The organism is Pseudomonas sp. Irchel s3a10, assembly GCF_900187525.1.
GTDB classification, from domain to species: domain Bacteria; phylum Pseudomonadota; class Gammaproteobacteria; order Pseudomonadales; family Pseudomonadaceae; genus Aquipseudomonas; species Aquipseudomonas koreensis_G.
This window is the reverse complement of sequence record NZ_FYDR01000001.1, coordinates 715,855-740,980: the sequence shown is the minus strand read 5'-3', so window position 1 is coordinate 740,980 and position 25,126 is coordinate 715,855. Positions and strand designations below refer to the sequence as shown.

The window sequence follows — 25,126 nt, the reverse complement described above, 5'->3', positions numbered from 1 at the left end:
GAGTTTTCAATTGAATCAGTATTTCGAGTGCGCTGACGAAATCCGGCATCTTACCGAAGCGCAGATCGAGCAGATCTATAAGCGCTATCTGAGTGGCGAGAAAAGTGCCAACCTGAAGGCCGAATTCCAGATTCCCGCGACCGTTCGCAGTTTGTTGACGGTGCTGCCGCCGATTGTCAGTCGGGATTTGACGTGCCCTTACTGTTGCCTGCCAATGTGGGTTCGTCGACATGCCAAGGGTACGCCGGTTTCATCGCGCAAACCCTATCAATGCGTCAGTTGCGAGCATCAATATCAGCCACTCGGCCCCCGGCGGAGCGCGCCGTGCACGTGCAGCGCGTGCGTGAGCGTGCGTCAGCAGCAGGCCGCGGCTCAGGCTGAGCGCTTGTACGATCTTTCGCAGATGTTTTGCCGGGAGTGCGACTCTCCAAATATCGACGTCAGCATGAACAAACAGATCTTGCGGACGACGTGCTACGACTGCACCACCATCAGCAAATTCAGAGCCTACGAAGAGTTGCCGGACTGATCCGCGTCAGCCGCTGGCGGTGAACCCAATGCCACGCTCAGGGTCAATAAACGTCCCTGGGCGTTTTCGTTTCCGGATATGTAGCGCACCGAAGGCTGTTTCTGGTACGAAAGTGCCGTGAAACCGGGCGCTCGGGCCGTCATTTTTCCTCACGACTGCTAGTGTTTATCGATGCGCACGCCTTGATTTACGTGCCAATGACCGAATATGTCGCAGCACCGCAAGCAGACACATTGTCGCACCCATTAAGCTGCGCAACGGATGAGCACCCGTAAAGGCATTGTCGGCGGCCTCGACAGTCGTTTTTGCAGATGCCCATTCAATGGAAGGTGAATGTGACCTGAGTGTCTCGTCCAGCTTCACCCACCTGTCACCCTGTTTCCTCTGCCCGAGAATCAGGAGCAGGGCGACACAAGCCCCGCAAGGGGTGTTGCACGCGACGCTTTCCATCAATAACAAGCTTAAGCGGAGTACCACAGATGGCGTTCTTCACCGCAGCCAGCAAAGCCGACTTCCAGCACCAACTGCAAGCGGCACTGGCGCAGCACATCAGTGAACAGGCACTGCCACAAGTGGCGCTGTTCGCTGAACAATTCTTCGGCATCATTTCCCTGGACGAGCTGACCCAACGTCGCCTCTCCGACCTCGCTGGCTGTACTCTTTCCGCGTGGCGCCTGCTTGAGCGCTTCGATCACGCGCAACCGCAAGTGCGCGTCTACAACCCCGATTACGAGCGTCATGGCTGGCAGTCGACCCACACCGCGGTCGAAGTCCTGCACCATGACCTGCCGTTCCTGGTCGACTCGGTCCGCACCGAGCTGAACCGCCGCGGCTACAGCATCCACACCCTGCAGACCACCGTGCTCAGCGTACGCCGTGGCAGCAAGGGCGAGCTGCTGGAAATCCTGCCCAAGGGCAGCACCGGCGAAGGCGTGCTGCACGAGTCGCTGATGTACCTGGAAATCGACCGCTGCGCCAACGCGGCCGAACTGAATGTACTGAGCAAAGAGCTGGAGCAGGTGCTCGGTGAAGTGCGCGTCGCGGTCGCTGATTTCGAGCCGATGAAGGCCAAGGTGCAGGAGATCCTCACCAAGCTCGATCACAGCGCATTCGCCGTCGATGCCGACGAAAAGACCGAAATCAAGAGCTTCCTGGAATGGCTGGTGGGCAACCACTTCACCTTCCTCGGCTACGAAGAGTTCACCGTTGTCGATCAAGCCGATGGCGGCCATATCGAATACGACCAGAACTCCTTCCTCGGTCTGACCAAACTGCTGCGCACCGGCCTGACCAACGAAGACCGGCACATCGAAGACTACGCGGTGAACTACCTGCGCGAACCGACCCTGCTGTCGTTCGCCAAGGCTGCGCACCCGAGCCGTGTACATCGTCCGGCCTACCCGGATTACGTGTCGATCCGTGAAATCGACGCCGACGGCAACGTCATCAAGGAACACCGCTTCATGGGCCTGTACACCTCTTCGGTGTATGGCGAGAGCGTGCGGGTCATCCCGTTCATCCGCCGCAAGGTCGAAGAAATCGAACGCCGTTCCGGCTTCCAGTCCAAGGCTCACCTGGGCAAGGAACTGGCGCAGGTGCTCGAAGTACTGCCGCGTGACGACCTGTTCCAGACCCCGGTCGACGAACTGTTCAGCACCGTGATGTCGATCGTGCAGATCCAGGAACGCAACAAGATCCGCGTGTTCCTGCGCAAAGACCCGTACGGTCGTTTCTGCTACTGCCTGGCCTACGTGCCGCGCGACATCTATTCCACCGAAGTGCGGCAGAAGATCCAGCAGGTGCTGATGGAGCGCCTGAAGGCCACCGACTGCGAGTTCTGGACCTTCTTCTCCGAGTCCGTACTGGCTCGCGTGCAGTTGATCCTGCGCGTCGATCCGAAGAACCGCATCGACATCGATCCGCTGCTGCTGGAAAAAGAAGTCGTACAGGCCTGCCGCAGCTGGCAGGACGACTACGCGGCACTGACCGTCGAAAGCTTCGGCGAAGCCCACGGCACCAACGTGCTGGCGGATTTCCCGAAAGGCTTCCCGGCGGGTTACCGCGAGCGTTTCGCGGCGCATTCGGCCGTGGTCGACATGCAGCACCTGCTGAGCCTGAACGAAAAAAATCCGCTGGTGATGAGCTTCTATCAGCCGTTGGGCCAGGTCTCCGGCCAACGCGAGCTGCATTGCAAGCTGTACCACGCCGATACCCCGCTGGCGCTGTCCGACGTGTTGCCGATTCTGGAAAACCTCGGCCTGCGCGTGCTGGGTGAATTCCCTTACCGTCTGCGCCACACCAACGGCCGCGAGTTCTGGATTCATGACTTCGCGTTCACTGCCGCTGAAGGTCTGGAACTGGACATCCAGCAACTCAACGACACCCTGCAGGACGCGTTCGTCCACATCGTCCGTGGCGATGCCGAGAACGATGCGTTCAACCGTCTGGTGCTGACCGCCGGTCTGCCATGGCGCGACGTGGCGCTGCTGCGCGCCTACGCCCGTTACCTGAAGCAGATCCGTCTGGGCTTCGACCTGGGTTACATCGCCAGCACCCTGAACAACCACACCGACATCGCTCGCGAGCTGACCCGGTTGTTCAAGACCCGTTTCTACCTGGCGCGCAAGCTGGGCAGCGACGATCTGGAAGACAAGCAACAGCGTCTGGAACAGGCGATTCTGACCGCACTGGACGACGTTCAGGTGCTCAACGAAGACCGCATCCTGCGTCGCTACCTGGACCTGATCAAAGCCACCCTGCGCACCAACTTCTATCAGACTGATGCCAACGGCCAGAACAAGTCGTACTTCAGCTTCAAGTTCAACCCGCACGCGATTCCTGAGCTGCCGAAGCCGGTACCGAAGTTCGAAATCTTCGTTTACTCGCCACGTGTCGAAGGCGTGCACTTGCGCTTCGGCAACGTTGCTCGCGGTGGTCTGCGCTGGTCCGACCGTGAAGAAGACTTCCGCACCGAAGTCCTCGGCCTGGTAAAAGCCCAGCAAGTGAAGAACTCGGTCATCGTGCCGGTGGGCGCGAAGGGCGGCTTCCTGCCGCGTCGCCTGCCACTGGGCGGCAGCCGTGACGAGATCGCGGCCGAGGGCATCGCCTGCTACCGCATCTTCATTTCCGGTTTGCTGGACATCACCGACAACCTGAAAGACGGCGCGCTGGTGCCGCCGGCCAACGTCGTGCGGCATGACGACGATGACCCGTACCTGGTAGTGGCAGCGGACAAGGGCACTGCGACCTTCTCCGACATCGCCAACGGCATCGCCATCGACTACGGCTTCTGGCTGGGTGACGCGTTCGCCTCCGGTGGTTCCGCCGGTTACGACCACAAGAAAATGGGCATCACCGCCAAGGGCGCGTGGGTCGGCGTACAGCGCCACTTCCGCGAGCGCGGCATCAATGTTCAGGAAGACAGCATCACCGTGGTCGGCGTGGGTGACATGGCCGGTGACGTATTCGGTAACGGCCTGTTGATGTCCGACAAGCTGCAACTGGTTGCCGCGTTCAACCACATGCACATCTTCATCGATCCGAACCCGAACCCGGCGACCAGCTTCGTCGAGCGTCAGCGCATGTTCGACCTGCCGCGTTCGGCCTGGACCGACTACGACACCAGCATCATGTCCGAAGGCGGCGGCATCTTCTCGCGTAGCGCGAAGAGCATCGCCATCTCGCCGCAGATGAAAGAACGCTTCGACATCAAGGCCGACAAGCTGACCCCGACCGAACTGCTGAACGCCTTGCTCAAGGCGCCGGTGGATCTGCTGTGGAACGGCGGTATCGGTACTTACGTCAAGGCCAGCACCGAAAGCCATGCCGACGTGGGCGACAAGGCCAACGACGCACTGCGCGTGAACGGCAACGAGCTGCGCTGCAAAGTGGTGGGCGAGGGCGGTAACCTCGGCATGACCCAACTGGGTCGTGTGGAGTTCGGTCTGAATGGCGGCGGTTCCAACACCGACTTCATCGACAACGCCGGTGGCGTGGACTGCTCCGACCACGAAGTGAACATCAAGATCCTGCTGAACGAAGTGGTTCAGGCCGGCGACATGACCGACAAGCAACGCAACCAGTTGCTGGCGAGCATGACCGACGAAGTCGGTGGTCTGGTGCTGGGCAACAACTACAAGCAGACCCAGGCCCTGTCCCTGGCGGCGCGTCGTGCCTACGAGCGCATTGCCGAGTACAAGCGTCTGATGAGCGATCTGGAAGGCCGTGGCAAGCTGGACCGTGCCATCGAGTTCCTGCCGACCGAAGAGCAGATCAACGAGCGCGTTGCGGCAGGCCATGGCCTGACCCGTCCCGAGCTGTCCGTGCTGATCTCGTACAGCAAGATCGACCTCAAGGAACAGCTGCTGAACTCGCTGGTACCGGACGACGACTACCTGACCCGCGACATGGAAACGGCGTTCCCGCCGACCCTGGTCAGCAAGTTCTCCGAAGCCATGCGTCGTCACCGTCTGAAGCGCGAGATCGTCAGCACCCAGATCGCCAACGATCTGGTCAACCACATGGGCATCACCTTCGTTCAGCGACTCAAAGAGTCGACCGGCATGAGCCCGGCGAACGTGGCCGGCGCCTACGTGATCGTGCGTGACATCTTCCACCTCCCGCACTGGTTCCGTCAGATCGAAGCGCTGGACTACCAGGTCAGCGCTGACGTGCAACTGGAGCTGATGGACGAGCTGATGCGTCTGGGCCGCCGTGCTACACGCTGGTTCCTGCGTGCCCGTCGCAACGAGCAGAACGCTGCCCGTGACGTCGCGCACTTTGGTCCGCACCTCAAGGAGCTGGGCCTGAAGCTGGACGAACTGCTGAGCGGTGAAATCCGTGAAAACTGGCAGGCGCGTTATCAGGCTTATGTTGCGGCCGGTGTTCCGGAATTGCTGGCGCGTATGGTGGCGGGTACCTCGCACCTGTACACCCTGCTGCCGATCATCGAAGCGTCCGACGTCACTGGCCAGGATCCGGCTGAAGTGGCCAAGGCCTACTTCGCCGTGGGCAGTGCGCTGGACATCACCTGGTACCTGCAACAGATCAGCGCGCTGCCGGTTGAAAACAACTGGCAGGCTCTGGCCCGTGAAGCGTTCCGTGATGATGTGGACTGGCAGCAACGTGCGATCACCATCTCTGTCCTGCAACAGGGCGACGGCACTCAGGACGTGGAAGCACGCCTGGCGCTGTGGATGGCACAGCACGAAAGCATGATCGAGCGCTGGCGCGCCATGCTGGTGGAAATCCGTGCTGCGAGCGGCACTGACTACGCCATGTATGCGGTGGCCAACCGTGAACTGCTTGACCTCGCGTTGAGCGGTCAGGCGGTGGTGCCTGCGGCTGCTGCGAATGCCGAGCTTGAGCTGGCCTGAGTAGTGGTTGAATGAAGAAGCCCCGGTGTCGTGAGATGCCGGGGCTTTTTTATATCTGTGGGTTTTGTGTTGCCTGGTCTGGCCCCTTCGCGAGCAAGCTCGCTCCCACATTTGAAATGCATTCCCCCTGTGGGAGCGAGCTTGCTCGCGAAGAGGCCCTCTGGATCAATACAACTTATGTGCTTGTTTGTTATCCAGCATCGACACTTTATCTGTCGGCCTGGTCAATAAATTACTCAGCGACTGATCAAACTTCTGCAACGCCCGAACTTGCACATCCTGCTGCTGATTAATATCAGCGACGATCTCGTCCGAACCTTTGAAGTCCGCCCACACCGGCGTCAGTTCTTTAGCCTCCGAACCTTTCGCCGTGCCGATGTAATTCAACTTCGCATCATAAAAATCCGCACTGACATCAGCCTTGATGTCGGAGCTGCGCGAAGTGATCAACTGGCTGTGGGTGTCGACGATCGCCACCACATCGGGGTGCGCCGCGCGCAGGCTCTGCATGTCCGGGTACACCGTCACTGAGCCGAACTGCCGTTGCAACGAGGCCTTGACCCAGTCCACGGCCATGTCCGGTTTCGAGGTGTTGACGTAGGCGTCATGGATCGGCTGCACCAGCAGGCTCTGGCCGAAACCGGTGCCGGCGTTGGCCTGATAGTCACGCAGGTATTCGCGGTTGGTCTGGGTGCTCGGGCTGTAGACCACGCCCAGTGACACGCCGGGACCACTTTGCACCTGGGCGGCGCTGCTGCGACCGGTCGGGTGGGGAAGCAGCGTGTCGAGGGAGGAGACCGCTCGCGGCGCGGTGGGCACTGAACAGGCGGAGAGGGCGATAACCGAAATCAATAAGGTACTGGCCAACGCAAGTTTCATGGTGAGTCTCCCGTGAAGCAACTTCAGTCGGAAAGTCAGCGTTGTCGCGGCTGTGGGTGACGGGCGCACGACAGTTGATTCAGACTAAAGCCGCCAACCTGTAAATAAGCTGACAATTTTTCGAGTTGTGGCGATGCATTAGTTTTATTGGCTTTAAAGCAAAGCGGTTAATTGCCTCGGGAAATAAAAAGGCGCAAAACAGTGTTTTGCGCCTTTTTATTTATGGCTGTGCAAACAACCATCAGTTTTTCAGGGGGATCAATACTTGCTCGTCCGGGGCCAACACCATGAACACCAGCAACTTCGCCGGTTTGCTTTGGCTGGCGTTTTTCGACACCAGATGTTCGGAGCCGGCCGGTTCGTACCAGAACTGGCCTTTCTTGTAAGTGATCGGCTGTTCGCCCTTGACCTGGGAAATCACTTCGCCTTCGAGCACGTAGGCCATGGCGGTGCCGTCGTGTTTGTGGGCGATCGAGGACTGCCCGGGTTTGTAGTCGACTTCGATCATCATGGCTTTCTTGCCGGGGGCGTTCTTCAGCATCTGGTCTTGCAGGACGGTGACTTTCTCGGACGGGTCGTGGGCCAGGGCGGCAGCAGATACAGACAGGGCGAGAATGGCGGTGAAGAGGTGCAGGGCTTTCATGGTGGATCACCTGTGGGAGGAGGGGGTGGTGACCACAGTAGTCTGCGGGATGGGGTATTCAAACGGCCAATATTCGGGAAGATTGGGTGACCAATCAGTCGTTCGGCGGTGCGGCTGAATACGCCTTCGCGAGCAAGCCCGCTCCCACAGTTGATCGCATTCCAATGTGGGAGCGGGCTTGCTCGCGAAGGCGTCCGGTCAGACGATGGGGAAACTATTGAAATCCACACTGTTGGCCAGACGGCTATCAATCAGGTCGATAAACCCCTGCGCCTCGGGCCGGTTGAAGTGCGCCTGCATTGCCGCTTCCGACTGCCAGCGTGCACTCACCGTCCAGCGCTGGCTGTCCTCGGGGCAGCGGTCGACCATGTAGGCGTCGCAGCCCGGTGTCTGGCGCAAGGTGTCGACGATCTTCTGCAACTGCCGGCCGAGTTCTTCCGAACGGCCGGCGGCAGCGCGCACCTCGACGGTGTTGATCACTTCGTTGGACATTGCTCACACTCCTGAATCAGGCCGGACGAATCCTGCTCATTGAGGGATAACGCCCATGCAGAATAGGCCTGCACCTGCTGATCACCAATAACCAATCGGCGGTTTATCACCCAGACCAATCATTCACGCCACTTGTTGCAGAATGTCGCGCAGGCGATCCAGAGCGGTGTCGATATCGAGGGTTTCAATGGCGCCGAAGCCGAAGTACAGGCCGCTCTTCACCGGCTGTTGATAATGGAAAATGTCGATGGAATACAGCCCGACCTCGACTTTTTTCGCCAGTTCGATCACCAGCGGCAGGTCGATCGGCACCTTGCACAGCACCGCCATGTGGAAACCGGCACTGGGCGGAATCGCCTCCAGCCACGGCGCCAGATCCGTCGCCATGCGCGCCAGAATCCGTTCACGGCGCTGGGCGTAAATCGTATGGCAACGGCGGATGTGCTTGAGCAGGCAACCTTCGGCGATGAACTTGGCCAGCGCCCATTGCGGCAGGGTCGAGGCGTGCAGGTCGGTGAGTTGTTTGGCGCGGATCACCGCTTCGAGAATCGCCGGCGGCAGGATCGCGTAACCCAGGCGCAACTCCGGCAGCAAGGTCTTGGAGAAGGTGCCGACGTAGGCAACGATGCCGCGCTGATCAAGGCTGAACAGAGAGTCTGTCGGCCGCCCTTCGTAGCGGAACTCGCTGTCATAGTCGTCCTCGATGATGATCGCGCCCAGCTCATAAGCCCGGGCCAGCAAGGCTTCGCGGCGCGCCTGGCTCATCGGCATGCCCAACGGGAACTGGTGCGACGGGGTGACATAAATCATCCGCGTGCCCTCGGGAATCTGCTCGACCACAATCCCTTCGGCATCCACCGGTACTCCGACCACCTCGGCGCCGTGGGTGCCGAACAGCAGGCGTGCCGGCGGGTAGCCCGGATCTTCCATTGCCACCCGACTGCCGGGGCTGATCAGCACGCGGGTGATCAGGTCCAGCGCCTGTTGCGCGCCGTTGCACACCACGATGTCTTCGTCCTGGCAGTTGATCCCGCGCGAAAAGGCGATGTGCCGGGCAATCGCATTGCGCAGCGCCGGCAGACCTTCGGGCACGCTGTAGAAACCTTTGGAGCCGGCCATCTGGCGCATCGCGTGCGACACGCAACGGCGCCAGTCGTCATGCGGGAACTGGCCCTTGCTGGTGGCGCCGCCGATGAAGTCATAGCGCAGCGAACCTTCCAGCGACGGGTGGCGCAAGAACACCGGCAGGTTGCGCCAGCGCTCGATCACCTCGGCGCTGGCCAGTTCGGTGTAGCTTTGCTTGCGCTGGATCTGCGCCGGGCGGGCGTTGACGTAAGTGCCTTTGCCGATCACCCCGGTGAGGAAATTTTCGTAAGTCAGCTGCGCGTAGGTGTCGGAAATGGTCTTGCGCGAGATCCCCAGTTGCTCGGCCAGCAGACGGCTGGGCGGCAACTGCGTGCCGGCAGCCAACCGCCCGGACTCGATGGCGCTGCGCAGCTGGTTGTATAGCTGGCCGGCGAGGTCCTTGCGGCCATTGATCACGACGTGAAGTTCCATACCGACGCGGCTCCGGGGGGCGATTGAGGTGTCGGCCAGATTACCGCTGTTGCGTGATGGGCAGTAGTTGCGCAGCACAAAAACCCGAAATTGGTCACCGTCTCCCTTGTAGGAGTGAGCCTGCTCGCGATGACGTCGGCACATCCAACATGGCGGTGACTGAATGACCGCTATCGCGAGCAGGCTCACTCCTACAAGGTTGTGTGTTTGGCCGGGGGGCAGTGGTGTAGCGATATTCCGTGGAATTGGGGCTGTAATGCCGAGGGCTCAGCGCTTACCGTGAACTCATCATTCCGCTTCCCGAGACCTGCCATGTCCCCGCGTCTGGACTACTACAACGCATCGCCCAAGGCGATGAAAGCGATGATCGCCATGGAGGCGCTGACCAGCGACCTGAGCATCGAGGCGCCGCTGTTGCAACTGATCAGGATCCGCGCCTCGCAGCTCAACGGCTGCGCGTTCTGCACCGACATGCATTCGGTGGACGCGCGGCGGGCCGGGGAGAGTGAGCGGCGTTTGTATGCGATCGCGGTGTGGCGCGACAGCGGCTTTTTCAATCCGCGTGAGCGGGCGGCGTTGGCCTGGGCCGAGGCGGTGACGCTGTTGGCCGAGAGTCATGTGCCGGACGATGTTTATCAGTTGGCCAAAGCGCAATTCAGTGAGGCGGAACTGGTGGATCTGACCATGGCCGTCACCACCATCAACAGCTGGAATCGTCTGGCGGTAAGCTTTCGCCAGACCCCGAGCGATTGACGTGCACATAACCCTGTGGCGAGGGAGCTTGCTCCCGCTCGGCTGCGCAGCAGCCGCAAAACCTTTGCATGCGGTCTGTCAGTCAAAACCGGTTCGGCAGGTTTGGGGGCGCTGCGCACCCCAGCGGGAGCAAGCTCCCTCGCCACAAAGTTTGGTCTTCAGTTTGGTGGAAAGATCGCAGCCTTTGGCAGCTCCTACATGGGACCGAATGTAGGAGCTGCCGAAGGCTGCGATCTTTTGACTTTGATTTTTAAAAGCAAGATCAAGAGATCGCAGCGTGCCGCAGCTCCTACAGGATCTTCAGTTTGGTGGGCGTTGTGGTTTGACTGAAGTGCCGAACGTATTGCCCATCCGCGTACTGGTCGCCGCCGGCGTCGCCAGCCCGACCTGATTCGGTGGCCGCTTGTTCACCGGCACATTCAGCGCTTCCTGATTCTTCTGCGCAGCGGCAGCACCTTCCGGGTTGTTGCCCATCTGCTGACTCAGACAGTCGTAATTCGGCGCCTTGTAGCCACCCACCGTCACCTCCACGCAGCCCAGCGGCTGCTCGGCGTGGGCGCTGGCGAAGGCGCTCAGCAGCAGCCCGCCGAGGGCGATTTTCCACAGTGATTTCATGCAAGCCTCCTGGCCGGCCCGAAGCGGCCGTTCTCTGTATGGAGTCTAGTGCAAGCCTCGCGCGAATCCCGTGATGGTTTTTTTGCACCGCCCGTCACACCAGATTCATAAACAGCCATCAGGATGACGGTTTTCAGGGGTACGTCAGCCGTGCAGCGAGGCAGTTCCAGGGACGGTCTTCAGCGTTCAGCGACTCTCGTGCGCCGGGTGAGTCTGGGGCTGCTGCTTGGCTGGTTCAGCGGCGCTGCGACAGCCGAACCGGTGCCGGCCGATTTGCGCATGACGTTGCACATCCCGGCGCAGGACCTGGCCCGGGCGCTGGATCAGTACAGCCATGCCACGGGTGTGGCGGTGCTGGTCGACAGCCAGTTGAGTCGTGGCCGGCGCTCGTTGGCGGTCGATGGCGAATACACCGCTGCCGACGCCTTGCGCCGTCTGCTCGGCGGCAGCGGACTGATGGCGCGTTATGCCCGCGACGACGCGTTCACCCTGCAAGTGGCGCAGGTCGAAGACGTGCCATCGGCCCTGGACAAAACCACCCCGGCCAGTGCCGCCGTGAGTCGCAGTTACGCCACCGCGGTGCAAGCGGCGATCGAGCGCAACCTGTGCCGTTCGCCACTGACCCGTCCGGGCAGTTATCGCGCGGTGTTACAGGTCTGGGTCGGGCGCGACGGCGTGGTGCAGCACAACCGGTTGGTCACCACCACCGGTGATGTACGGCGCGATACCGCGCTGGTGGAGAGCTTTCGCAATCTCAGGATCGACCGGCCGACGCCCAGCGCGTTGCGTCAGCCGGTCACGTTGCTGTTGTTACCGGAGTCGTCAGGGAAACGCATGGAATGCACCAAATGGGAAGGAGTTTCCGGGGGATGAAAGACACCGGACAAGGTTCGATGGTCCAGCTGTTCCTGACGTCCTACGAGGACTTTCGGGTGCGCTTGCGACGCCGTCTCGGCTCGGAAGACCTGGCCAACGACGTGCTGCACGAAACCTACCTGCGGGTCGACCGCATGGAAACGCCGCCGAACCTGCTGCGGCCCAATGCCTACCTCTATCGCATGGCCCTGAACATCGCCGCCGACCGCCGTCAGGCCGATGCGCGCCTGCTCACCGGCGAGGAAGTCGAAGAGCTGCTGCAGATCGGCGACGAAGCGCTGGATCCGGCGCGGGTGGTCGGTGGGCAGAAGGAAATCCAGTCGCTGCTCAGCGCCCTCTACGAACTGCCAGCGCGGCGTCGCAGAATCTTCATCGCCGCGCGGCTGGAGGAGGCTCCACACCTGGAAATTTCCCAGCGCTTCGGCATCTCCACGCGCATGGTCGAGAAGGAAATCAAAGCTGCATTGGGCTTCTGCGCGGCGAAACTGGAAAGAAAAGTGTTTCAGCGGTTCGGTCGCGGGGCCGGAAAACCGTCTTCTGATTAGTGCCCGATCAATTCGTTGAGAATCTGCGCGTTTGAACATCTTTCGACTGACACCTGCCGAGCCATCGGCGGCCGACAATCTGCACAGTGAAGCCCACGACTGGTTGGTCCTGCTGACCTCCGGCCGCGCCACCGTGGCCGACGCCCGCGCCTTGCGCGAGTGGTGCGCGCAGAGCGCCGAACATGCTCAGGCTTTCGAGCAGGCCAAGGTGTTGTGGCACAACCTGCAGCCTGCCGCTGAAATGCTGCAGTCGCCACGGCGCTTCGGTCGACGGGCGTTTCTCGGTGGTGCCATCGCTGCATCGGCGGCGTTTTTGCTGGTGCGCGGGACAATTCCGGGCGGCTTCGAAGGGCTCGGCGCCGATTACATCACCGAAGTCGGCCAGCAGAAGCGTTTCGAACCGGCCGATGGCGTAAGCCTGGAGCTCAACACCCAGACCCGTATCAACCAGCGCTCTGGCGATGATGGTGTGCAAGGTTTTGAGCTGGTCAGCGGTGAGGTTGAAGTGCAGACCGCGCGGTTGCCATTGGCGATGCAGGCCGGGGGAGGGTGGTTGCGGGCGAGCCAAGCGCGGTTCAATTTGCGCAACACCGATCAGCAAGTGTGCGTGACGTGCCTCGATGGTTTGGTGGACGTCAATGTCGATGGCCGCAGCCTGCGCCTGCAGCCGGGTGAGCAACTGACCTACGACGCGCAGCAAGTGGGCACAGTGCAAAGCGTCGACACCGCCGCAGTGATGAACTGGCGCCAACAAGTGCTGGTATTCAACGGCGCGACCCTCAGCCAGATGATCGACGAGATCAACCGCTACCGCCCAGGCATGTTGCTGCTGCTCAACCGCGACCTCGGCCAGCGCCGCGTCCAGGCCCGCTTCAGCCTCGACCAACTCGCCGGCGTCGCCCTGCTGATCCGCGACGCCTACGGCGTCAAATGCACCGAACTCCCCGGCGGCGTCGTCGTCCTCAGCTAACCCAATCCCACCAACCCCACCACCCCCTGTGGGAGCGAGCTTGCTCGCGAAGGCGGCCTTCCAGCCAACCAATCTCTCCCAGACCGCATACGATCCAATTGTAGGAGTGAGCCTGCTCGCGATGACGGCCCGAAAGCCGACTAATATCTACCAGGTGCACGGGAGCTGACCTACCAGCGATGACAGCTCACAAGCCAACCACTCCCCAACTGACCAAACCCAATCCAACTGTGGGAGCGGGCTTGCTCGCGAAGGCGTCCATTCAGCCAAATCATCATCAACTGACCCACCGCATTCGCGAGCAAGCCCGCTCCCACAGGTTTTTGCAGTGATGCTGGCTATTGCAGCGGCCCCATCACCTGCCGATACCGCTCCACCCCCTGCGCCGTCTCCCGCGTCAACCGAACCTCCAACCCCAACGGATCCTCCCGCCGATTCCCACTCAATTGCCGCCAACCCTTATCCACCTCCCAAACCCGCACCTGCACATCACTCACCCCCTGCAACACCGCCACCCCGCCAGTCGGCGCCGGCAACGGATACCGACCCCGCGCCTCAGCCACCGCCCGATACAACGTATCCCCCTTGACCCACCAACGCACCCGCTGCAAAGCCCCAGGCAGATCCGCCGCACTACGAATAATATCCAGCCGAAACCCCTTGCTATCACTGCTCCGCACCGTCAGCGCAGGCGGCGCACTCGGCGGCTCATCATCCACGCCAACCTTCCTCGGCTCGGCCAATTCAATCCCCGCGCGCATCTCCACATCTCGCTGCAACTGATTCAACGCCCGCAACAAACTGTCACTCTGCTCACTGCTCGCCTGCAAATGACTGTCCGCCCGTGTCACACTGTCCAGCCCGCGCCAGGCAATCAGACTGACCACCGCCATCAGCAGAATCGCGACCATCACCTCGATCAGGGTAAAGCCCCGTTGATCGTTCATTGCACACTGATCCTTCCACTGGCATCACGCAGCACACTCAGCCGATTCAGCCCATCAGACAGGGTCAATTGCAGCGGCGGATTGATCCACTCGGCATTGAGCACAACCTTCTGCTTCGGCTCCACCCGCACCTCCAGCTTCGGACTCTGCCAGGTACGCGGCCGCAACTGCGGGTCATCCTTGAAATGCTCAAAACCCCGACCACTGTCACTGCGCCGACTGAAGCGAAAGCCCTTGCCATCACTCACCCAAACAATCGGCCGGCCATCGGCGCGGGCCTCCGCCTGCGCCACCTGCAGCAACTGCGCCACACGCTCGGCGTCCTTGCGCAGCAACTGCAGCGGATCCGGCTTGATACTCAGACTGATCGCCGCACTGGCAATCCCGATGATCACCAGCACCACCATCAGCTCAATCAGCGTAAAGCCCCGTTGCTTGCCCACATTCATCGGTTGCGCACTCCCTTGCGTCCAGCCCCGTCCCAAAAAACCATCCTGCACGGCCAACATGTAAGACGTGTGAAATAAAACCGTGAGAATTGCCGCGTAGCCTGTCAGCAGGGACAAAAAGGAGATTCAGCCCATGATGCTCACCACCCGCATATCCCCCCCGCGAACCGTCCAGGCCCTCGCACTGCTCGCCGCCCTGGTCGGTGTCGCGACCTGGTCGTCGCTACTCCTGACCTCCGCCGAATCCCACACCCCTCCGGCGCCACCGCAAATGCTCGCGGCACGCAGTGACAGCCCGGCGTTGCAATGGTTTTCCAACCAGACGGCGCCGATGGACATCAAGGTGAGCGGGGTGATGGCGGGGAGTCGCGGGGCGGTGGCGATTCTGAGTTTGAACGATGGGCCGCCGAGGAGTTTTTTGCAGGGGGAGAGGGTGGGGCCTGGGGTGAAGCTGGTGGCGGTGGAGGGGGATGGGGTGGTGATTGAGCAAGGGGGGGAGAGGGTGAGGTTGGGGGTGGAGAGGTTGGGGGAGGGGGTGGTTTTGCCGAGCCTCGTGAGGCCCTGATTTGTTGGATCGGAGACGTTATTTTTGCCGTTCATTTGAACGGCGGTTCAAGGGCCTCCAAAAGCAGGGAACCGAGACGCAAGCGAGTGCTTGTTTTCGCTCCCAAGCTGATACGGGTAGACGAAAATGTCCGCTATCGAAAGGGGACAAAGTCAGGTAAATGTAAGCCAGTCCCCTGGGTGGGCCGTATACGCGAAAAAGGCTCCCACACTGGGTCAAGATATGAGGGGCGATTGACCATAAATGGCGTTCAATATATCGGTCGGTATAGGCGGCAATCGGCCATTTACGTGAAAGTAATTCTAAATAGTTTCTCGTTGTCAGATGACACTGGCAAAAATATTCATTAATAAGTAACTATATGTGCTTTGCGAGAACAACATGCAAACTGGTTAACCGTTATTTTGGTTTATTGCCTGAACCTCAAAAATCAAGATAGGGGAATAGTCAGTCAGTGGGAGTGGATATGCTTTCAGAAAATATATCCGTCCGTTTTTGAAGCAAGCATTCGAGTTTTAATTTCCATTTATTCCTAAAAAAAGGTGCCGTTTTTTTATTACATACTACAGTGATGAGTGAGTGATGGTATTGCAAGCTGCAAGACTTCTGAGCTAAAAAATAATAGTAGGCACCTACATGCAAATTAGCTAGGCAGTTTCAATGGCCGGAGTACTACACTAGGGCAGCTTAGACTTAAATCTCAGGCTGGGTGCGTAAATTAACAAAAGGAATAGTCCATGCCTTTCAATGAGCAGGCACAAGAAATACTGGAGCCACTCCGAGGATTCATAATCAACGAAGACACTATTGAACTTCTCGTTACATCCAATGGCTGCACTGACAAGGAGAGCTTTGTAATTAATGTAAATACAGGTTTTACAGGGCTGTCACCAACTGAAATAACTGTATTTAGGAAAGCGCCAGATACTTGCAAGATGATGCCGAGCGTGGTCTCAGTAATTTTCACAAAAAAAGAGCTAGGTATTAATGACTTATTTGAGGTTACGCTGACAAATAAGTTCGGAAATATGCCGGCAAAGGATTTGATGAGTGCCTAAGAATCGCAAAAAATTGTGGCGCTGCACTGAAATCTTGATCTTGATCAAGGTGTTTAAGTAAAAAATAAAATCAATAACCGTTGAGCAGAAGGAGTGTGGCCGTGTCTAAAAAAGAACTTGGTAGCGCCCAATACGAGGCGTTTCGCGCAGGTGGTTTAGTTGAGATTGTCGCATCGGGAGTTACTTCCGGGATAAATATAAAGGTCGACATCGAACAGTTGGCATTTTTTATATACCCGCCAATGTTTGGTCTCTATTTTTTAATACCAGACATCGTTCTTCCCGCTCTTCATCCTTTTTGCTACAAAGAACGTGTTGCTTTCCCAAAAGAATCAAGAGTAATTACAATCCTAGATGCAGATGGTAAGCACGGGGTCAAGATTCAAGAGATTGAGATCCCGGAAATAAAATCAGCCTTACCTTCTGCATCTGATCCCGGGTTTTGTGTTTTTTCATGGATTGGAACTGACAAATTACAAATCGCAAATTGTGACGCGATCCTTCCCTCAGTTTATGCTCGCGTTTTCGGGCCGGCCGCGTTTGGAGATTGCGAAGCATACGTCAATGACAATCAAGGTCATTAATTTTTACACGTTGTCAGAGCGTGCTCTGTCGTAGCCTTTGGCAGACATCAAACATTACCCAGCGCCAACCAAGTTTTTTTGGCGCGCTGGATAATGAGGTTTCGGAGCGGCTAAATATTCGGCAGGTCTGGCTCCATATAAATTTTTTCAATTTTGGCTTCTTTGGTCAAAAAAATTGTGACACGGCCAGGATCGCAATCCTGAATCACTTTATCGCCAAAAGCGATAACCCGGCATTTTCGACCTTTTAGTTCATTTATAAGCAACGAAGTTCCCAGTAGGGGAAAGGGCACTGGCCGAGTATCTTTTGACCATGGCCATACAACGTCTCCACCACCATCTCCACCGCTAATGCTACCCATCATCCACCTCCCGACCGACGTCATTGCCGGTGTAATCAGTAATAGCTGAAATAACCCCATTTATAAGAATTTCACAGCATCCACATCATCTTAACCAGAGCAATGGATCGGGTAGCCGGTCCTTAGCGTCCGCTTTTGGCCGAAAGCAGCCATCGGGTGTGAAAAATAGATCAATGCATGCAATTCATCTGGTAACGCTACGAGATGGCCATCTGCTGCCATACAACCATTTCCCCTCACCAGTTATCCTGCGCACCCCACGAATGAAAGGAATCAGCAGCTAGGACGTAGCATTTTAGGCTTTGTCCTACAGCCAGCACTTGGGCTTTCCGATAGCGTTCGGCTGTCAGAATCTCAAGTCAGGATTCCCGAAATGACAAGGATGATTCATGAGTGAATATGGAAACGTACCAAGGCCCGCGCTACCTAACCCACCTAGAAATAAGGTCTATCGCGGCGTAGAACCGACCGACCTGCACGCCAAGTACTGGGCGGAATACCCTGAGGAACCGGCGGAGAAACCGGCTGCTGCGAAGGCACCAGCGGAACCCGGTTTCTACATCGTTCAGCAAGTCATGCCACGCTCTGCGCTAGAAGCTGCGCTGTTCGATAAGCCGGATGGGGCGACGCTTGAGAAGTTCACGCGCCTCAACCCTCACGTCAGCGGTTATGCCAAGCCCGGTCAACTTATCGTGTTGAGTGATCCGAACAATCCGCAGTGCACGCGTGAGGAGGCGTTGCTCATGGAAGCCGCTCAGAAGGTGGATGCGGCACTCAAACCCATGAGCGACGAAGAGGCCAGCTTCATGGTTCGCTATCGGAGCGAGATTGAATCCATTCTTTCGCAAGGTTCAACATCAATCGGTGTGGGTGAATCGATTTTCGCCAAGAACCTGGAGGACGTGAAAACCTCGCTGAAGGAAATCGAAGCGTTGCACCAGAAAAGTTTTCAGCGTGACGGTCACTTGCGTAGTTCAGAGTTCTTTGCAGAACGTGCACGTTTGTTTGCCAAGCTCGATAGACAGCTCACCGGTTTAACCAGAAAGGGCATCGGCTTCCCTGATCATCCGAGCCTGAAATCAGCCCTCGGCATATCCAGCAAAAGTCTGGTGCATCACTGGAGTCTGGCGGGAGCTCCGGGGCAGATTCCTGGCTACGCCACTCATACGGAAGGTGTCGCCAGAGCGGCCAAGGTTGTTAAGTACGGCGGCTGGATTGGTACAGCCGTAGGTGGCGGGGCGTCTTACATGAAGGTTCAAGAAGTCTGTGCGGCAGGCAACAAAGACGCCTGTGAAAAGATTAAATACACGGAGGGCGGTAGCTTCATTGGTGGGGTGGCCGGTGGCGCAATGACAGGAGCAGTGCTAACTGCTCCTGTGGTCGGTGCAATCTGCGTGGGGCTTGGCGTGCCTACCGGTGGATTGGGAACCCTTGCTTGCGGCGTGGTAGTTGTAGCGGCAGGCTCATTCGCTGGTGGGGCGGTAGGAGGGGCCGGCGGTGAAATGTTCGGCGAAGTGATTTACGAGGTGACTAAATGAATACCGCTGAACTGATAGTTGGAGGGTTGTGTGGTGTAGTGATTATCTCGATGATCATCTGGATCGGGATTGCCCTCTACATTGCCCACATCAAGATGGACGTGATCCTTGAGCACCTCAAAAACAGCTCTGCCGGCACCAGGTTAGCGGCGCTGAAGCACGGAGGCGCTTGGGGCAGATTGCTTTTGGTAGGTGGCGCCTCTGGTCTCGTTACGTTTACGAATTTCTACATTAGACGCGGCACTCTCAGCACTGAGGATGTAGCGAGCTTTCCGGTCTCACTCAGGCAGAAACTTGTATGGATGCAATGGAGCGCAATAGTGCTGCTTTCTGCGATGGTTGTGCTGGTCGCTTTGGGTAAATCAGGAGTTCTCAAGTAACCGGACATCAGGTTTGTTCAGCCCCGTTTGCAAACTCGGAGGTACAACAGGTGAAAGGGGCGGTGGGAAGATCTATGAGCCGGGCAAATGAGTTTGAGCGTTATTGATACGGTACTTCTGTCCATCGCGCTGATTGATCTGGCGGGGATTATTCTTTGGATAGGCGTGTGTTTACAACTCGCTTATACAAAGATGGATTTAATGCTGGAGCACCTGAAAAACTGCCCGGCGATCATGACTCGCGCTCCACTTCGGCATGGCGGGCCTTGGGGAAAGCTTCTGCTCGTGGGTGGCATTTCGGGAATTGTTACCTTCCCCAGGTTTTATCTGAAAAGGGGCGAGATAAGCTCCGAAGATCTAGCCAATTTCCCAGGCCCGCTTAAACGTAAGTTAGTCGCGCTGCAATGGAGCGTGATTTGTTTGCTGGTGGTCATGATCAGCTTCGGAGCAACTGTGAAATCAGGTTTCCTTTAGCGCTCCTTTGCGTGTGCTCAACCCCCACCGTTGGCACAGGGGAATCTCGGTAAACGGCAACGTTTAAAAAGACATCTCCAGACACTCTCTCAGGCTACATATCCTTGCGCCTTTGCCTACAGCTACGTCAGAATCCGCCGGCTTGTGCGCTTTGTACTTGGTCTTTATCGTCTATGGGTCGCTGGTAACCCAGCGACCGGGTTTAGCGACCCGACCAGGTATAAGTGCAACGACGCTCCAGTTTGTCGCAGACGTTTGCGACGACGATATGGTGGCTGTGCGTGGGAGACCTTCGGGTCTGCCGGGTCTTATACCTCTCGGTTCGCTAACCCGCGTACAGCTGCCACCCTTACTTGTTTAGCGACGGGTTTTGGTGGTTCCACCAGGTATAAAAATGGAGATTCACTCATGATCAAACCTACACCCAATCCACCCGAAACCGCCTCGGTTTCTCCCTACGAATCCATCGATTCCAAAAAACTCCACGAAGCCGCCGACCGCGCGCTCGACCATTACCTCTGTCCGCCCGGGTCCACGCCGCCGCCACGTAAAACCCGTGGGATGTATGCGGTGACGGCGGACAACAAAACCGAAGAGCTGCTGGTCGATGCCAGTGAAACGCTCGCTTCGGCCAAAACCCTCGCGCAGAACATCGCCAGCCTGTTGCCGGTGTCGCAGCGTCATGCGCTGGCGGGGATTGCGCAGTTGATCATGCTCGGGGAGTTGGCGGTGAATCGGGCGTTGGATAATTTGCAGTTGCCGGGGTGATGCGGAGTAGGGCGGGCAGCAACGGTGATGACACATGCGCTGTTTCTGCCGCTTGGTATTCCGCGTGATTTCCGGGGCTGAAGGCAATTATCTGGTTGTTTTGGTGCGTTCTGGATTACTAGGAGTGTACCTGGTTGCTTTTGAGATACGGCCGATCAAGCAGTTGTTTTTGCAGCTCAAGCAACATCTGCGAGGTGATCGGCGTATCGGAGGGGGAGTGTCAGATTTCGTATGATGGGAGCTCTTATCGCCACGTCCTAAAAAGTGGACTTCGGGTCGGTTAGTACTCGAAGGTGACGCAAGCGTAACCGCCTTTCGTTCCCGCACTCCCGCTAGTTCCTGCGTAAGTACTATTATTTATGATACCTCCTTCACCACCAGCACCGCCGGCCCCGCCGCCGCAGGAGTTCGATCCAGCCTTGCCAGCTGCTCCTGCTTTTTGAGGGGGACCACTTGAACCTCCAGCTGTGCCAGATTCTCCATTCATTATTGTGCAGTTGGGTTCGTCGGGCATGACGTTTCCGTGACCACCAGCGCCGCCTGATCCGCCGGGCCCAGCTCCAGTTATCGTTCCTCGTGAGCCGCCTTGTCCAGGTGAGCCTCCACCTGCAGATACTCGAGTGTATTTGAAGTTGTCTTTATTAGTGTTACTAGTGAATAGGAAGTCTGCCGGTATTCCGTATTCGCCACTCTGCCCATCATTACTTAATTCCCCCCCGGTTCCTCCTCTTCCCCCATTACCGACGACAAAACCAACATCTGACGCGTTAACTAGATCAAAAGTACACTTGATGGTACTCCCGCCCCCACCACCTCCACCACCACTAGCTCGACTGTTGATAATATTTGAGTATGCACCGCCACCGCCCCCTCCGCCCCCGCCACCCCCAGTCGCTGTGATGGTTATTTTGGTTACCCGTTGGGCACCGTAAAATGTTGACCCCTGATCTCTCCCTTCTTGGGGAGGTTGTAAGCTTCCGGACCATTTTATGGAGGCGAAGGGATTTTGAACGTGACAGTGGTGGCTTGAGCGTTGTAAGTAGTGCCAATCATTCCTAGTGCCAGTATTAGTGAAGCAATGAGTTTTTTATCGAGGTTAAACATGTTCATCTCCGTCGGTAGTTGGTTGTTTCTGTGGTGTTCTGTATTTAAATTTTAATGTTGAAGATAAATTTTTAAACCTGTCAGAACTGACAGTCCTTTATATTTTTTGGAAATAACTATCGACGGAATTTTTGGTATTTGTTTGTTCGCAGGTATCAGCGCGTGATTATGAGGTTAGTAGTAGGGGTGATTTGATGAAATAAGGGGGCTGATCTATTTAGGGTGGTGCAATGGAAAGGGATTTTGTTAAACCCAGCGTTTAAAAAGACATCTCCAAACACTCTTCCAGACTACACATCCTTCTTGTGCGCCTTGGGGGCGGGTTCTATTGTGGTTCGGTCGCTGACGAATCAGCGATCGGGTTTCGCAGCCCGGATTAATCAAGGCGCACAGCGCTCCCAATCGTTGCCATTTCTGGCGATTGTGCTTCATGGCGGCTGTGCGCGGGATACCTTCGGGTATGCCGGGTTCCTTGATTCCCGGTCTGCGAACCTGCGTACAGCTGCCACCTCCCTTCGTTTCGCAGCGAACCGTGGCGGCTCCATTAATCAAGGAGCTTCACCATGATCAAACCTACACCCAACCCGCCCGAAACCGCCTCGGTTTCCCCCTACGAATCCATCGACTCAAAAAAACTCCACGAAGCCGCCGACCGCGCGCTCGACCATTACCTCTGTCCGCCCGGTTCCACGCCGCCGCCACGTAAAACCCGTGGGATGTATGCCGTGACGGCGGACAACAAAACCGAAGAGCTGCTGGTCGATGCCAGTGAAACACTCGCTTCGGCCAAAACCCTCGCGCAGAACATTGCCAGCTTGTTGCCGGTGTCGCAGCGTCATGCGTTGGCGGGGATTGCGCAGTTGATCATGCTCGGGGAGTTGGCGGTGAATCGGGCTTTGGATAATTTGCAGTTGCCGGGGTGATGCGGGTGTCGGGATCGCCTGGTGATTGACCGGATGTTCACTCTGGCGCCTTCGCGAGCAGGCTCGTTCCCACAGGGTTTTATGCTGATTGCAGATATTGTGTACAACGCTGAAACCTGTGGGAACAGTTGATTACTACCGTGCCGTCTTCGTGTGGTTAATAAAAGTAGAAATGTCGAAGCATAGCAATTGGGTAGGCGTGCCCCCAAACAGGTTCGCCGAAAGAAATCGTTACTTGGAGAGTAATTAATGCGTACTTTGCGTCTCGCAGCCTACACGCTTTTTGGTTTGGCTTGCCTTTCATCCGCGACGGCGGCTGAATTTGACTACAAGCGGATCTACCAGGCAGATGCAGGGAAAGTAGGCAAATATATCGTGAGATATTTGAGGACATTCGATTCTCCGTGCATACGGGTGCAATCGCTCGTGCCAGGGGGTAACGGGGAAATAGTTAAAGAAAAAGAGCTGTGCTCCGTTGACGGCAAAAGCTTTCTCGACGGATACACTCAAGTTGAATTGAAAAAGGGAGAGTTTCAAGAAGATAAGCTGACTTTCTTGTTTGAGATAATGCCACTTGAGCCGGCACCCGAGTTTCTAAAAAAATGTACTATTCCATTTAAGGATGGTGCGCCTCAGGATCTTGTTTGTGAAACGATAACGCCGTGAGTTGGAAGCTCTGTAGGCGAGCAAAACGTGGGTACGGATGAACATGTGTCGAACCTGACAACTCGGTCCGTCCATCTCCAAGGGGGGGCAGGCGTATCGGGACACCTTGGTAAGGGACCATAGGGCCGTATCTATTTAAGGGGGGAGGTGACGCGGTGGGATTTCGATAAACACCACCGTTTAAAAAGACATCTCCTGTCACTCTCCCAGGCTACACATCCTTGCGCCTTTGCCTACAGCTACGCCAGAATCCGCCGGCTTGTGCGCCTTGGGGGCGGGTTCTATTGTGGTTCGGTCGCTGAATGTTCAGTGACCGGGTTTAGCAGCTCGCCAATTTTCAAGGCACGCAGGTTCCGCCATAACGTTATGGTGGCTTTGCGTGGGGCACTTCGGTGCGCCGGGATCCTTGAGCCTGGTCTGCTAACCCGCGTAAAGCCGCCACCTCTTCGTTTAGCAGCGATGGCTGACGGCTCCATTTCTCAAGGAGCTTCACCATGATCAAACCTACGCCCAACCCACCCGAAACCGCCTCGGTTTCCCCCTACGAATCCATCGATTCCAAAAAACTCCACGAAGCCGCCGACCGCGCGCTCGACCATTACCTCTGTCCGCCCGGTTCCACGCCGCCGCCACGTAAATACCGTGGGATGTATGCCGTGACGGCGGATAACAAAACCGAAGAACTGCTGGTCGATGCCAGTGAGACGCTTGCTTCGGCCAAAACCCTCGCGCAGAACATTGCCAGTTTGTTGCCGGTGTCGCAGCGTCATGCGCTGGCGGGGATTGCGCAGTTGATCATGCTCGGGGAGTTGGCGGTGAATCGGGCTTTGGATAATTTGCAGTTGCCGGGGTGATGTAGGTGTCGGGGACACTTGGTGATTGACCGGGTGTTCATTCTGGCGCCTTCGCGAGCAAGCTCGCTCCCACAGGGTTTCAGGCTGATTGCGGATGTCGTGTGGGGCATGCGTTGTTTTTGTTGCCTGAGATGTTTGTGTAGGAGCTGCCGGAGGCTCGGGCCGCGATCGGACGATCTTTTGATTTTGATGTTTAAAAACAAGATCAAAAGATCGCAGCCTTCGGCAGCTCCTACAGGGGGCGATTTAGTAGGGTTTCCAGGCGGGCTAGGGGCGGGGTGTCCTGGTTGCGGTCGAAGACCTGGATGCCGACCTTGAGCAGTCTGCCGTTCTCGGCAGCTGCGATTACTTGCTCACATCGCAACAACAACCGTCCTTGATCACAATCAACGGCTTTCACACCGGTCGGCAATCGACCTTCCAGTTGCAACTCGGCCATGCGTGTCTGCGCCGCAATCATCGCAACCGAACGATCCCGCAAAATCCCGCTGCTCTGCGTCATCAACCCCGCCACACGCACAGCCGCTGACATCGCCACAGCAATGATCGCCAGCGCCACTAGCACTTCAATCAGGGTGAATCCGCTTTCTCGGGAACGCGTCGGCATAACAGGCCCAAAACCCAAACTCAGCCCTCGACCCTAACCCCCGTCCTTGACGGCTTGACGACGAAAACTCCCGAGGATTTTCAACATCCCTGACATATCTTCTTGCAACACTGCGCGTCGAATCGAATCAAGCCAAGGGAATGTCGAGATGGATATCGCGCAGTTCAAACAGCCCGGACGACCGAGCCGGATGCCCCGTGGGCAGCAGGGTTTTACCCTGATCGAGATCATGGTGGTGGTGGTGATTCTCGGGATTCTGGCGGCGATGGTGGTGCCCAAGGTGCTGGATCGGCCGGATCAGGCGCGGGCCACGGCGGCCAAGCAGGATATTGGTGGTTTGATGCAGGCGCTGAAGTTGTATCGTCTCGATCACGGCACTTACCCGAGCATGACTCAGGGTTTGAAAGTGCTGGTGGAGCGGCCGGCGGATGCGAAGAACAGTAACTGGCGTTCGTATCTGGAGCGTTTGCCGAATGACCCGTGGGGTCGTCCTTATCAGTACCTCAACCCCGGCGCCAATGGCGAGATCGATATCTTTTCCCTCGGTGCCGACGGTCAGCCTGACGGCGACGGCGTGAATGCCGATATCGGTTCCTGGCAGCTGTAAGGCCGG

26 protein-coding genes are annotated in these 25,126 nt (G+C 57.4%); 17 read left to right on the top strand and 9 right to left on the bottom strand.

Annotated features, from left to right (window positions below; all coding sequences use genetic code 11):
• Positions 1-10: 10 nt before the first annotated feature.
• Both CKW11_RS03225 and CKW11_RS03220 read left to right on the top strand, forming a co-directional pair.
• Positions 11-529: a hypothetical protein gene (locus CKW11_RS03225; RefSeq protein WP_177439967.1), complete on the top strand. Its 519-nt coding sequence runs from the start codon at positions 11-13 to the stop codon at positions 527-529.
• Between the two features lie 479 nt (positions 530-1,008).
• On the top strand, positions 1,009-5,904 hold the full coding sequence (locus tag CKW11_RS03220; RefSeq protein WP_095136367.1) for an NAD-glutamate dehydrogenase: 4,896 nt from the start codon (positions 1,009-1,011) through the stop codon (positions 5,902-5,904).
• Between the two features lie 165 nt (positions 5,905-6,069).
• On the opposite strand, the gene CKW11_RS03215 is transcribed toward CKW11_RS03220, so the two are convergent.
• From CKW11_RS03215 to CKW11_RS03200, 4 genes are all read right to left on the bottom strand, one after another.
• On the bottom strand, positions 6,070-6,783 hold the full coding sequence (locus CKW11_RS03215; protein WP_095136366.1) for an ATPase: 714 nt from the start codon (positions 6,781-6,783) through the stop codon (positions 6,070-6,072).
• A 241-nt stretch (positions 6,784-7,024) separates the two neighbouring features.
• The gene (locus CKW11_RS03210) at positions 7,025-7,426 is read right to left on the bottom strand and encodes a cupin domain-containing protein (protein ID WP_095136365.1); all 402 of its coding nucleotides are present in this window, start codon (positions 7,424-7,426) and stop codon (positions 7,025-7,027) included.
• Positions 7,427-7,624: 198 nt separating this feature from the next.
• A complete protein-coding gene (locus tag CKW11_RS03205) occupies positions 7,625-7,918 on the bottom strand; it encodes a putative quinol monooxygenase (RefSeq protein WP_095136364.1) in 294 nt (97 codons plus the stop codon).
• Between the two features lie 123 nt (positions 7,919-8,041).
• On the bottom strand, positions 8,042-9,475 hold the full coding sequence (locus tag CKW11_RS03200; protein ID WP_095136363.1) for a PLP-dependent aminotransferase family protein: 1,434 nt from the start codon (positions 9,473-9,475) through the stop codon (positions 8,042-8,044).
• Positions 9,476-9,787: 312 nt separating this feature from the next.
• Here CKW11_RS03200 and CKW11_RS03195 point away from each other — a divergent pair, with 312 nt between their 5' ends.
• A complete protein-coding gene (locus CKW11_RS03195; protein ID WP_095136362.1) occupies positions 9,788-10,228 on the top strand; it encodes a carboxymuconolactone decarboxylase family protein in 441 nt (146 codons plus the stop codon).
• 300 nt (positions 10,229-10,528) lie between these two features.
• Here CKW11_RS03195 and CKW11_RS03190 read toward each other — a convergent pair whose 3' ends face one another.
• Positions 10,529-10,843 carry a hypothetical protein gene (locus CKW11_RS03190; RefSeq protein WP_086790949.1) on the bottom strand — a complete coding sequence of 105 codons (315 nt, stop codon included), beginning with the start codon at positions 10,841-10,843 and terminating at the stop codon, positions 10,529-10,531.
• Between the two features lie 207 nt (positions 10,844-11,050).
• Here CKW11_RS03190 and CKW11_RS03185 point away from each other — a divergent pair, with 207 nt between their 5' ends.
• Genes CKW11_RS03185 through CKW11_RS03175 form a run of 3 tightly spaced genes read left to right on the top strand, consistent with a single transcriptional unit; the run spans position 11,051 to position 13,234 of the window.
• The gene (locus CKW11_RS03185) at positions 11,051-11,716 is read left to right on the top strand and encodes a secretin and TonB N-terminal domain-containing protein (protein ID WP_256582016.1); all 666 of its coding nucleotides are present in this window, start codon (positions 11,051-11,053) and stop codon (positions 11,714-11,716) included.
• Entirely contained in the window at positions 11,713-12,264 is a 552-nt protein-coding gene (locus CKW11_RS03180; protein ID WP_095136360.1) for an RNA polymerase sigma factor, read from the top strand. Before CKW11_RS03185 ends, CKW11_RS03180 begins: the two co-directional genes overlap by 4 nt.
• 31 nt (positions 12,265-12,295) lie before the next feature.
• Positions 12,296-13,234 carry a DUF4880 domain-containing protein gene (locus tag CKW11_RS03175; RefSeq protein WP_095136359.1) on the top strand — a complete coding sequence of 313 codons (939 nt, stop codon included), beginning with the start codon at positions 12,296-12,298 and terminating at the stop codon, positions 13,232-13,234.
• A 338-nt stretch (positions 13,235-13,572) separates the two neighbouring features.
• Here CKW11_RS03175 and CKW11_RS03170 read toward each other — a convergent pair whose 3' ends face one another.
• Together CKW11_RS03170 and gspH are read right to left on the bottom strand one after the other, a co-directional pair.
• Positions 13,573-14,181 carry a prepilin-type N-terminal cleavage/methylation domain-containing protein gene (locus CKW11_RS03170; RefSeq protein WP_095136358.1) on the bottom strand — a complete coding sequence of 203 codons (609 nt, stop codon included), beginning with the start codon at positions 14,179-14,181 and terminating at the stop codon, positions 13,573-13,575.
• A complete protein-coding gene (gene gspH / locus CKW11_RS03165; protein ID WP_095136357.1) occupies positions 14,178-14,630 on the bottom strand; it encodes a type II secretion system minor pseudopilin GspH in 453 nt (150 codons plus the stop codon). The genes CKW11_RS03170 and gspH overlap by 4 nt, the downstream gene beginning before the upstream one ends.
• Positions 14,631-14,763: 133 nt before the next feature.
• Between gspH and CKW11_RS03160 the strand changes: the two genes are divergently transcribed.
• The 3 genes from CKW11_RS03160 to CKW11_RS27510 all read left to right on the top strand — a co-directional run bounded on the left by CKW11_RS03160 (position 14,764) and on the right by CKW11_RS27510 (position 16,837).
• Positions 14,764-15,195, top strand: a complete 432-nt coding sequence (locus CKW11_RS03160) for a type II secretion system protein N (protein WP_095136356.1) — start codon at positions 14,764-14,766, stop codon at positions 15,193-15,195.
• Positions 15,196-15,932: 737 nt separating this feature from the next.
• Complete coding sequence (locus CKW11_RS03155) at positions 15,933-16,253, top strand: hypothetical protein (RefSeq protein ID WP_095136355.1); 321 nt, start codon at positions 15,933-15,935, stop codon at positions 16,251-16,253.
• A gap of 101 nt (positions 16,254-16,354) precedes the next feature.
• A complete protein-coding gene (locus tag CKW11_RS27510) occupies positions 16,355-16,837 on the top strand; it encodes a hypothetical protein (protein WP_143499897.1) in 483 nt (160 codons plus the stop codon).
• Between the two features lie 110 nt (positions 16,838-16,947).
• Here the strand turns inward: CKW11_RS27510 and CKW11_RS27505 are convergent, their stop codons facing one another.
• Entirely contained in the window at positions 16,948-17,199 is a 252-nt protein-coding gene (locus CKW11_RS27505; RefSeq protein WP_143499895.1) for a hypothetical protein, read from the bottom strand.
• A 389-nt stretch (positions 17,200-17,588) separates the two neighbouring features.
• Between CKW11_RS27505 and CKW11_RS03150 the strand changes: the two genes are divergently transcribed.
• The 7 genes from CKW11_RS03150 (at position 17,589) to CKW11_RS03120 (ending at position 23,906) form a co-directional block, all read left to right on the top strand.
• Entirely contained in the window at positions 17,589-18,737 is a 1,149-nt protein-coding gene (locus CKW11_RS03150; RefSeq protein WP_095136354.1) for a hypothetical protein, read from the top strand.
• Positions 18,734-19,117 carry a hypothetical protein gene (locus CKW11_RS03145; protein ID WP_095136353.1) on the top strand — a complete coding sequence of 128 codons (384 nt, stop codon included), beginning with the start codon at positions 18,734-18,736 and terminating at the stop codon, positions 19,115-19,117. The genes CKW11_RS03150 and CKW11_RS03145 overlap by 4 nt, the downstream gene beginning before the upstream one ends.
• Positions 19,118-19,204: 87 nt before the next feature.
• The gene (locus CKW11_RS03140; protein WP_095136352.1) at positions 19,205-19,591 is read left to right on the top strand and encodes a hypothetical protein; all 387 of its coding nucleotides are present in this window, start codon (positions 19,205-19,207) and stop codon (positions 19,589-19,591) included.
• A 408-nt stretch (positions 19,592-19,999) separates the two neighbouring features.
• A complete protein-coding gene (locus CKW11_RS03135; protein ID WP_095136351.1) occupies positions 20,000-20,359 on the top strand; it encodes a DUF6124 family protein in 360 nt (119 codons plus the stop codon).
• Between the two features lie 1,667 nt (positions 20,360-22,026).
• Positions 22,027-22,386 carry a DUF6124 family protein gene (locus CKW11_RS03130; protein ID WP_095136351.1) on the top strand — a complete coding sequence of 120 codons (360 nt, stop codon included), beginning with the start codon at positions 22,027-22,029 and terminating at the stop codon, positions 22,384-22,386.
• 249 nt (positions 22,387-22,635) lie between these two features.
• On the top strand, positions 22,636-23,052 hold the full coding sequence (locus CKW11_RS03125) for a hypothetical protein (protein WP_095136350.1): 417 nt from the start codon (positions 22,636-22,638) through the stop codon (positions 23,050-23,052).
• Positions 23,053-23,546: 494 nt separating this feature from the next.
• Positions 23,547-23,906, top strand: coding sequence for a DUF6124 family protein (locus CKW11_RS03120; protein WP_095136349.1), 360 nt, complete (start codon positions 23,547-23,549; stop codon positions 23,904-23,906).
• Positions 23,907-24,138: 232 nt separating this feature from the next.
• Here CKW11_RS03120 and gspI read toward each other — a convergent pair whose 3' ends face one another.
• Positions 24,139-24,513 carry a type II secretion system minor pseudopilin GspI gene (gspI, locus tag CKW11_RS03115; protein ID WP_159974160.1) on the bottom strand — a complete coding sequence of 125 codons (375 nt, stop codon included), beginning with the start codon at positions 24,511-24,513 and terminating at the stop codon, positions 24,139-24,141.
• Between the two features lie 148 nt (positions 24,514-24,661).
• On the opposite strand from gspI, the gene gspG reads away from it, so the two are divergent.
• Entirely contained in the window at positions 24,662-25,120 is a 459-nt protein-coding gene (gene gspG / locus CKW11_RS03110) for a type II secretion system major pseudopilin GspG (protein ID WP_041062388.1), read from the top strand.
• Positions 25,121-25,126 lie beyond the last annotated feature (6 nt).

Excerpts from the sequence above, each read along its gene's own strand:
- CKW11_RS03220 (WP_095136367.1), top strand. The coding sequence starts at position 1,009 with ATGGCGTTCTTCACCGCAGCCAGCAAAGCCGACTTCCAGCACCAACTG.
- CKW11_RS03215 (WP_095136366.1), bottom strand. The coding sequence starts at position 6,783 with ATGAAACTTGCGTTGGCCAGTACCTTATTGATTTCGGTTATCGCCCTC.
- CKW11_RS03210 (WP_095136365.1), bottom strand. The coding sequence starts at position 7,426 with ATGAAAGCCCTGCACCTCTTCACCGCCATTCTCGCCCTGTCTGTATCT.
- CKW11_RS03205 (WP_095136364.1), bottom strand. The coding sequence starts at position 7,918 with ATGTCCAACGAAGTGATCAACACCGTCGAGGTGCGCGCTGCCGCCGGC.
- CKW11_RS03200 (WP_095136363.1), bottom strand. The coding sequence starts at position 9,475 with ATGGAACTTCACGTCGTGATCAATGGCCGCAAGGACCTCGCCGGCCAG.
- CKW11_RS03195 (WP_095136362.1), top strand. The coding sequence starts at position 9,788 with ATGTCCCCGCGTCTGGACTACTACAACGCATCGCCCAAGGCGATGAAA.
- CKW11_RS03190 (WP_086790949.1), bottom strand. The coding sequence starts at position 10,843 with ATGAAATCACTGTGGAAAATCGCCCTCGGCGGGCTGCTGCTGAGCGCC.
- CKW11_RS03180 (WP_095136360.1), top strand. The coding sequence starts at position 11,713 with ATGAAAGACACCGGACAAGGTTCGATGGTCCAGCTGTTCCTGACGTCC.
- CKW11_RS03170 (WP_095136358.1), bottom strand. The coding sequence starts at position 14,181 with ATGAACGATCAACGGGGCTTTACCCTGATCGAGGTGATGGTCGCGATT.
- gspH (WP_095136357.1), bottom strand. The coding sequence starts at position 14,630 with ATGAATGTGGGCAAGCAACGGGGCTTTACGCTGATTGAGCTGATGGTG.
- CKW11_RS03160 (WP_095136356.1), top strand. The coding sequence starts at position 14,764 with ATGATGCTCACCACCCGCATATCCCCCCCGCGAACCGTCCAGGCCCTC.
- CKW11_RS03155 (WP_095136355.1), top strand. The coding sequence starts at position 15,933 with ATGCCTTTCAATGAGCAGGCACAAGAAATACTGGAGCCACTCCGAGGA.
- CKW11_RS27505 (WP_143499895.1), bottom strand. The coding sequence starts at position 17,199 with ATGGGTAGCATTAGCGGTGGAGATGGTGGTGGAGACGTTGTATGGCCA.
- CKW11_RS03150 (WP_095136354.1), top strand. The coding sequence starts at position 17,589 with ATGAGTGAATATGGAAACGTACCAAGGCCCGCGCTACCTAACCCACCT.
- CKW11_RS03145 (WP_095136353.1), top strand. The coding sequence starts at position 18,734 with ATGAATACCGCTGAACTGATAGTTGGAGGGTTGTGTGGTGTAGTGATT.
- CKW11_RS03140 (WP_095136352.1), top strand. The coding sequence starts at position 19,205 with ATGAGTTTGAGCGTTATTGATACGGTACTTCTGTCCATCGCGCTGATT.
- CKW11_RS03135 (WP_095136351.1), top strand. The coding sequence starts at position 20,000 with ATGATCAAACCTACACCCAATCCACCCGAAACCGCCTCGGTTTCTCCC.
- CKW11_RS03130 (WP_095136351.1), top strand. The coding sequence starts at position 22,027 with ATGATCAAACCTACACCCAACCCGCCCGAAACCGCCTCGGTTTCCCCC.
- CKW11_RS03125 (WP_095136350.1), top strand. The coding sequence starts at position 22,636 with ATGCGTACTTTGCGTCTCGCAGCCTACACGCTTTTTGGTTTGGCTTGC.
- CKW11_RS03120 (WP_095136349.1), top strand. The coding sequence starts at position 23,547 with ATGATCAAACCTACGCCCAACCCACCCGAAACCGCCTCGGTTTCCCCC.
- gspI (WP_159974160.1), bottom strand. The coding sequence starts at position 24,513 with ATGCCGACGCGTTCCCGAGAAAGCGGATTCACCCTGATTGAAGTGCTA.
- gspG (WP_041062388.1), top strand. The coding sequence starts at position 24,662 with ATGGATATCGCGCAGTTCAAACAGCCCGGACGACCGAGCCGGATGCCC.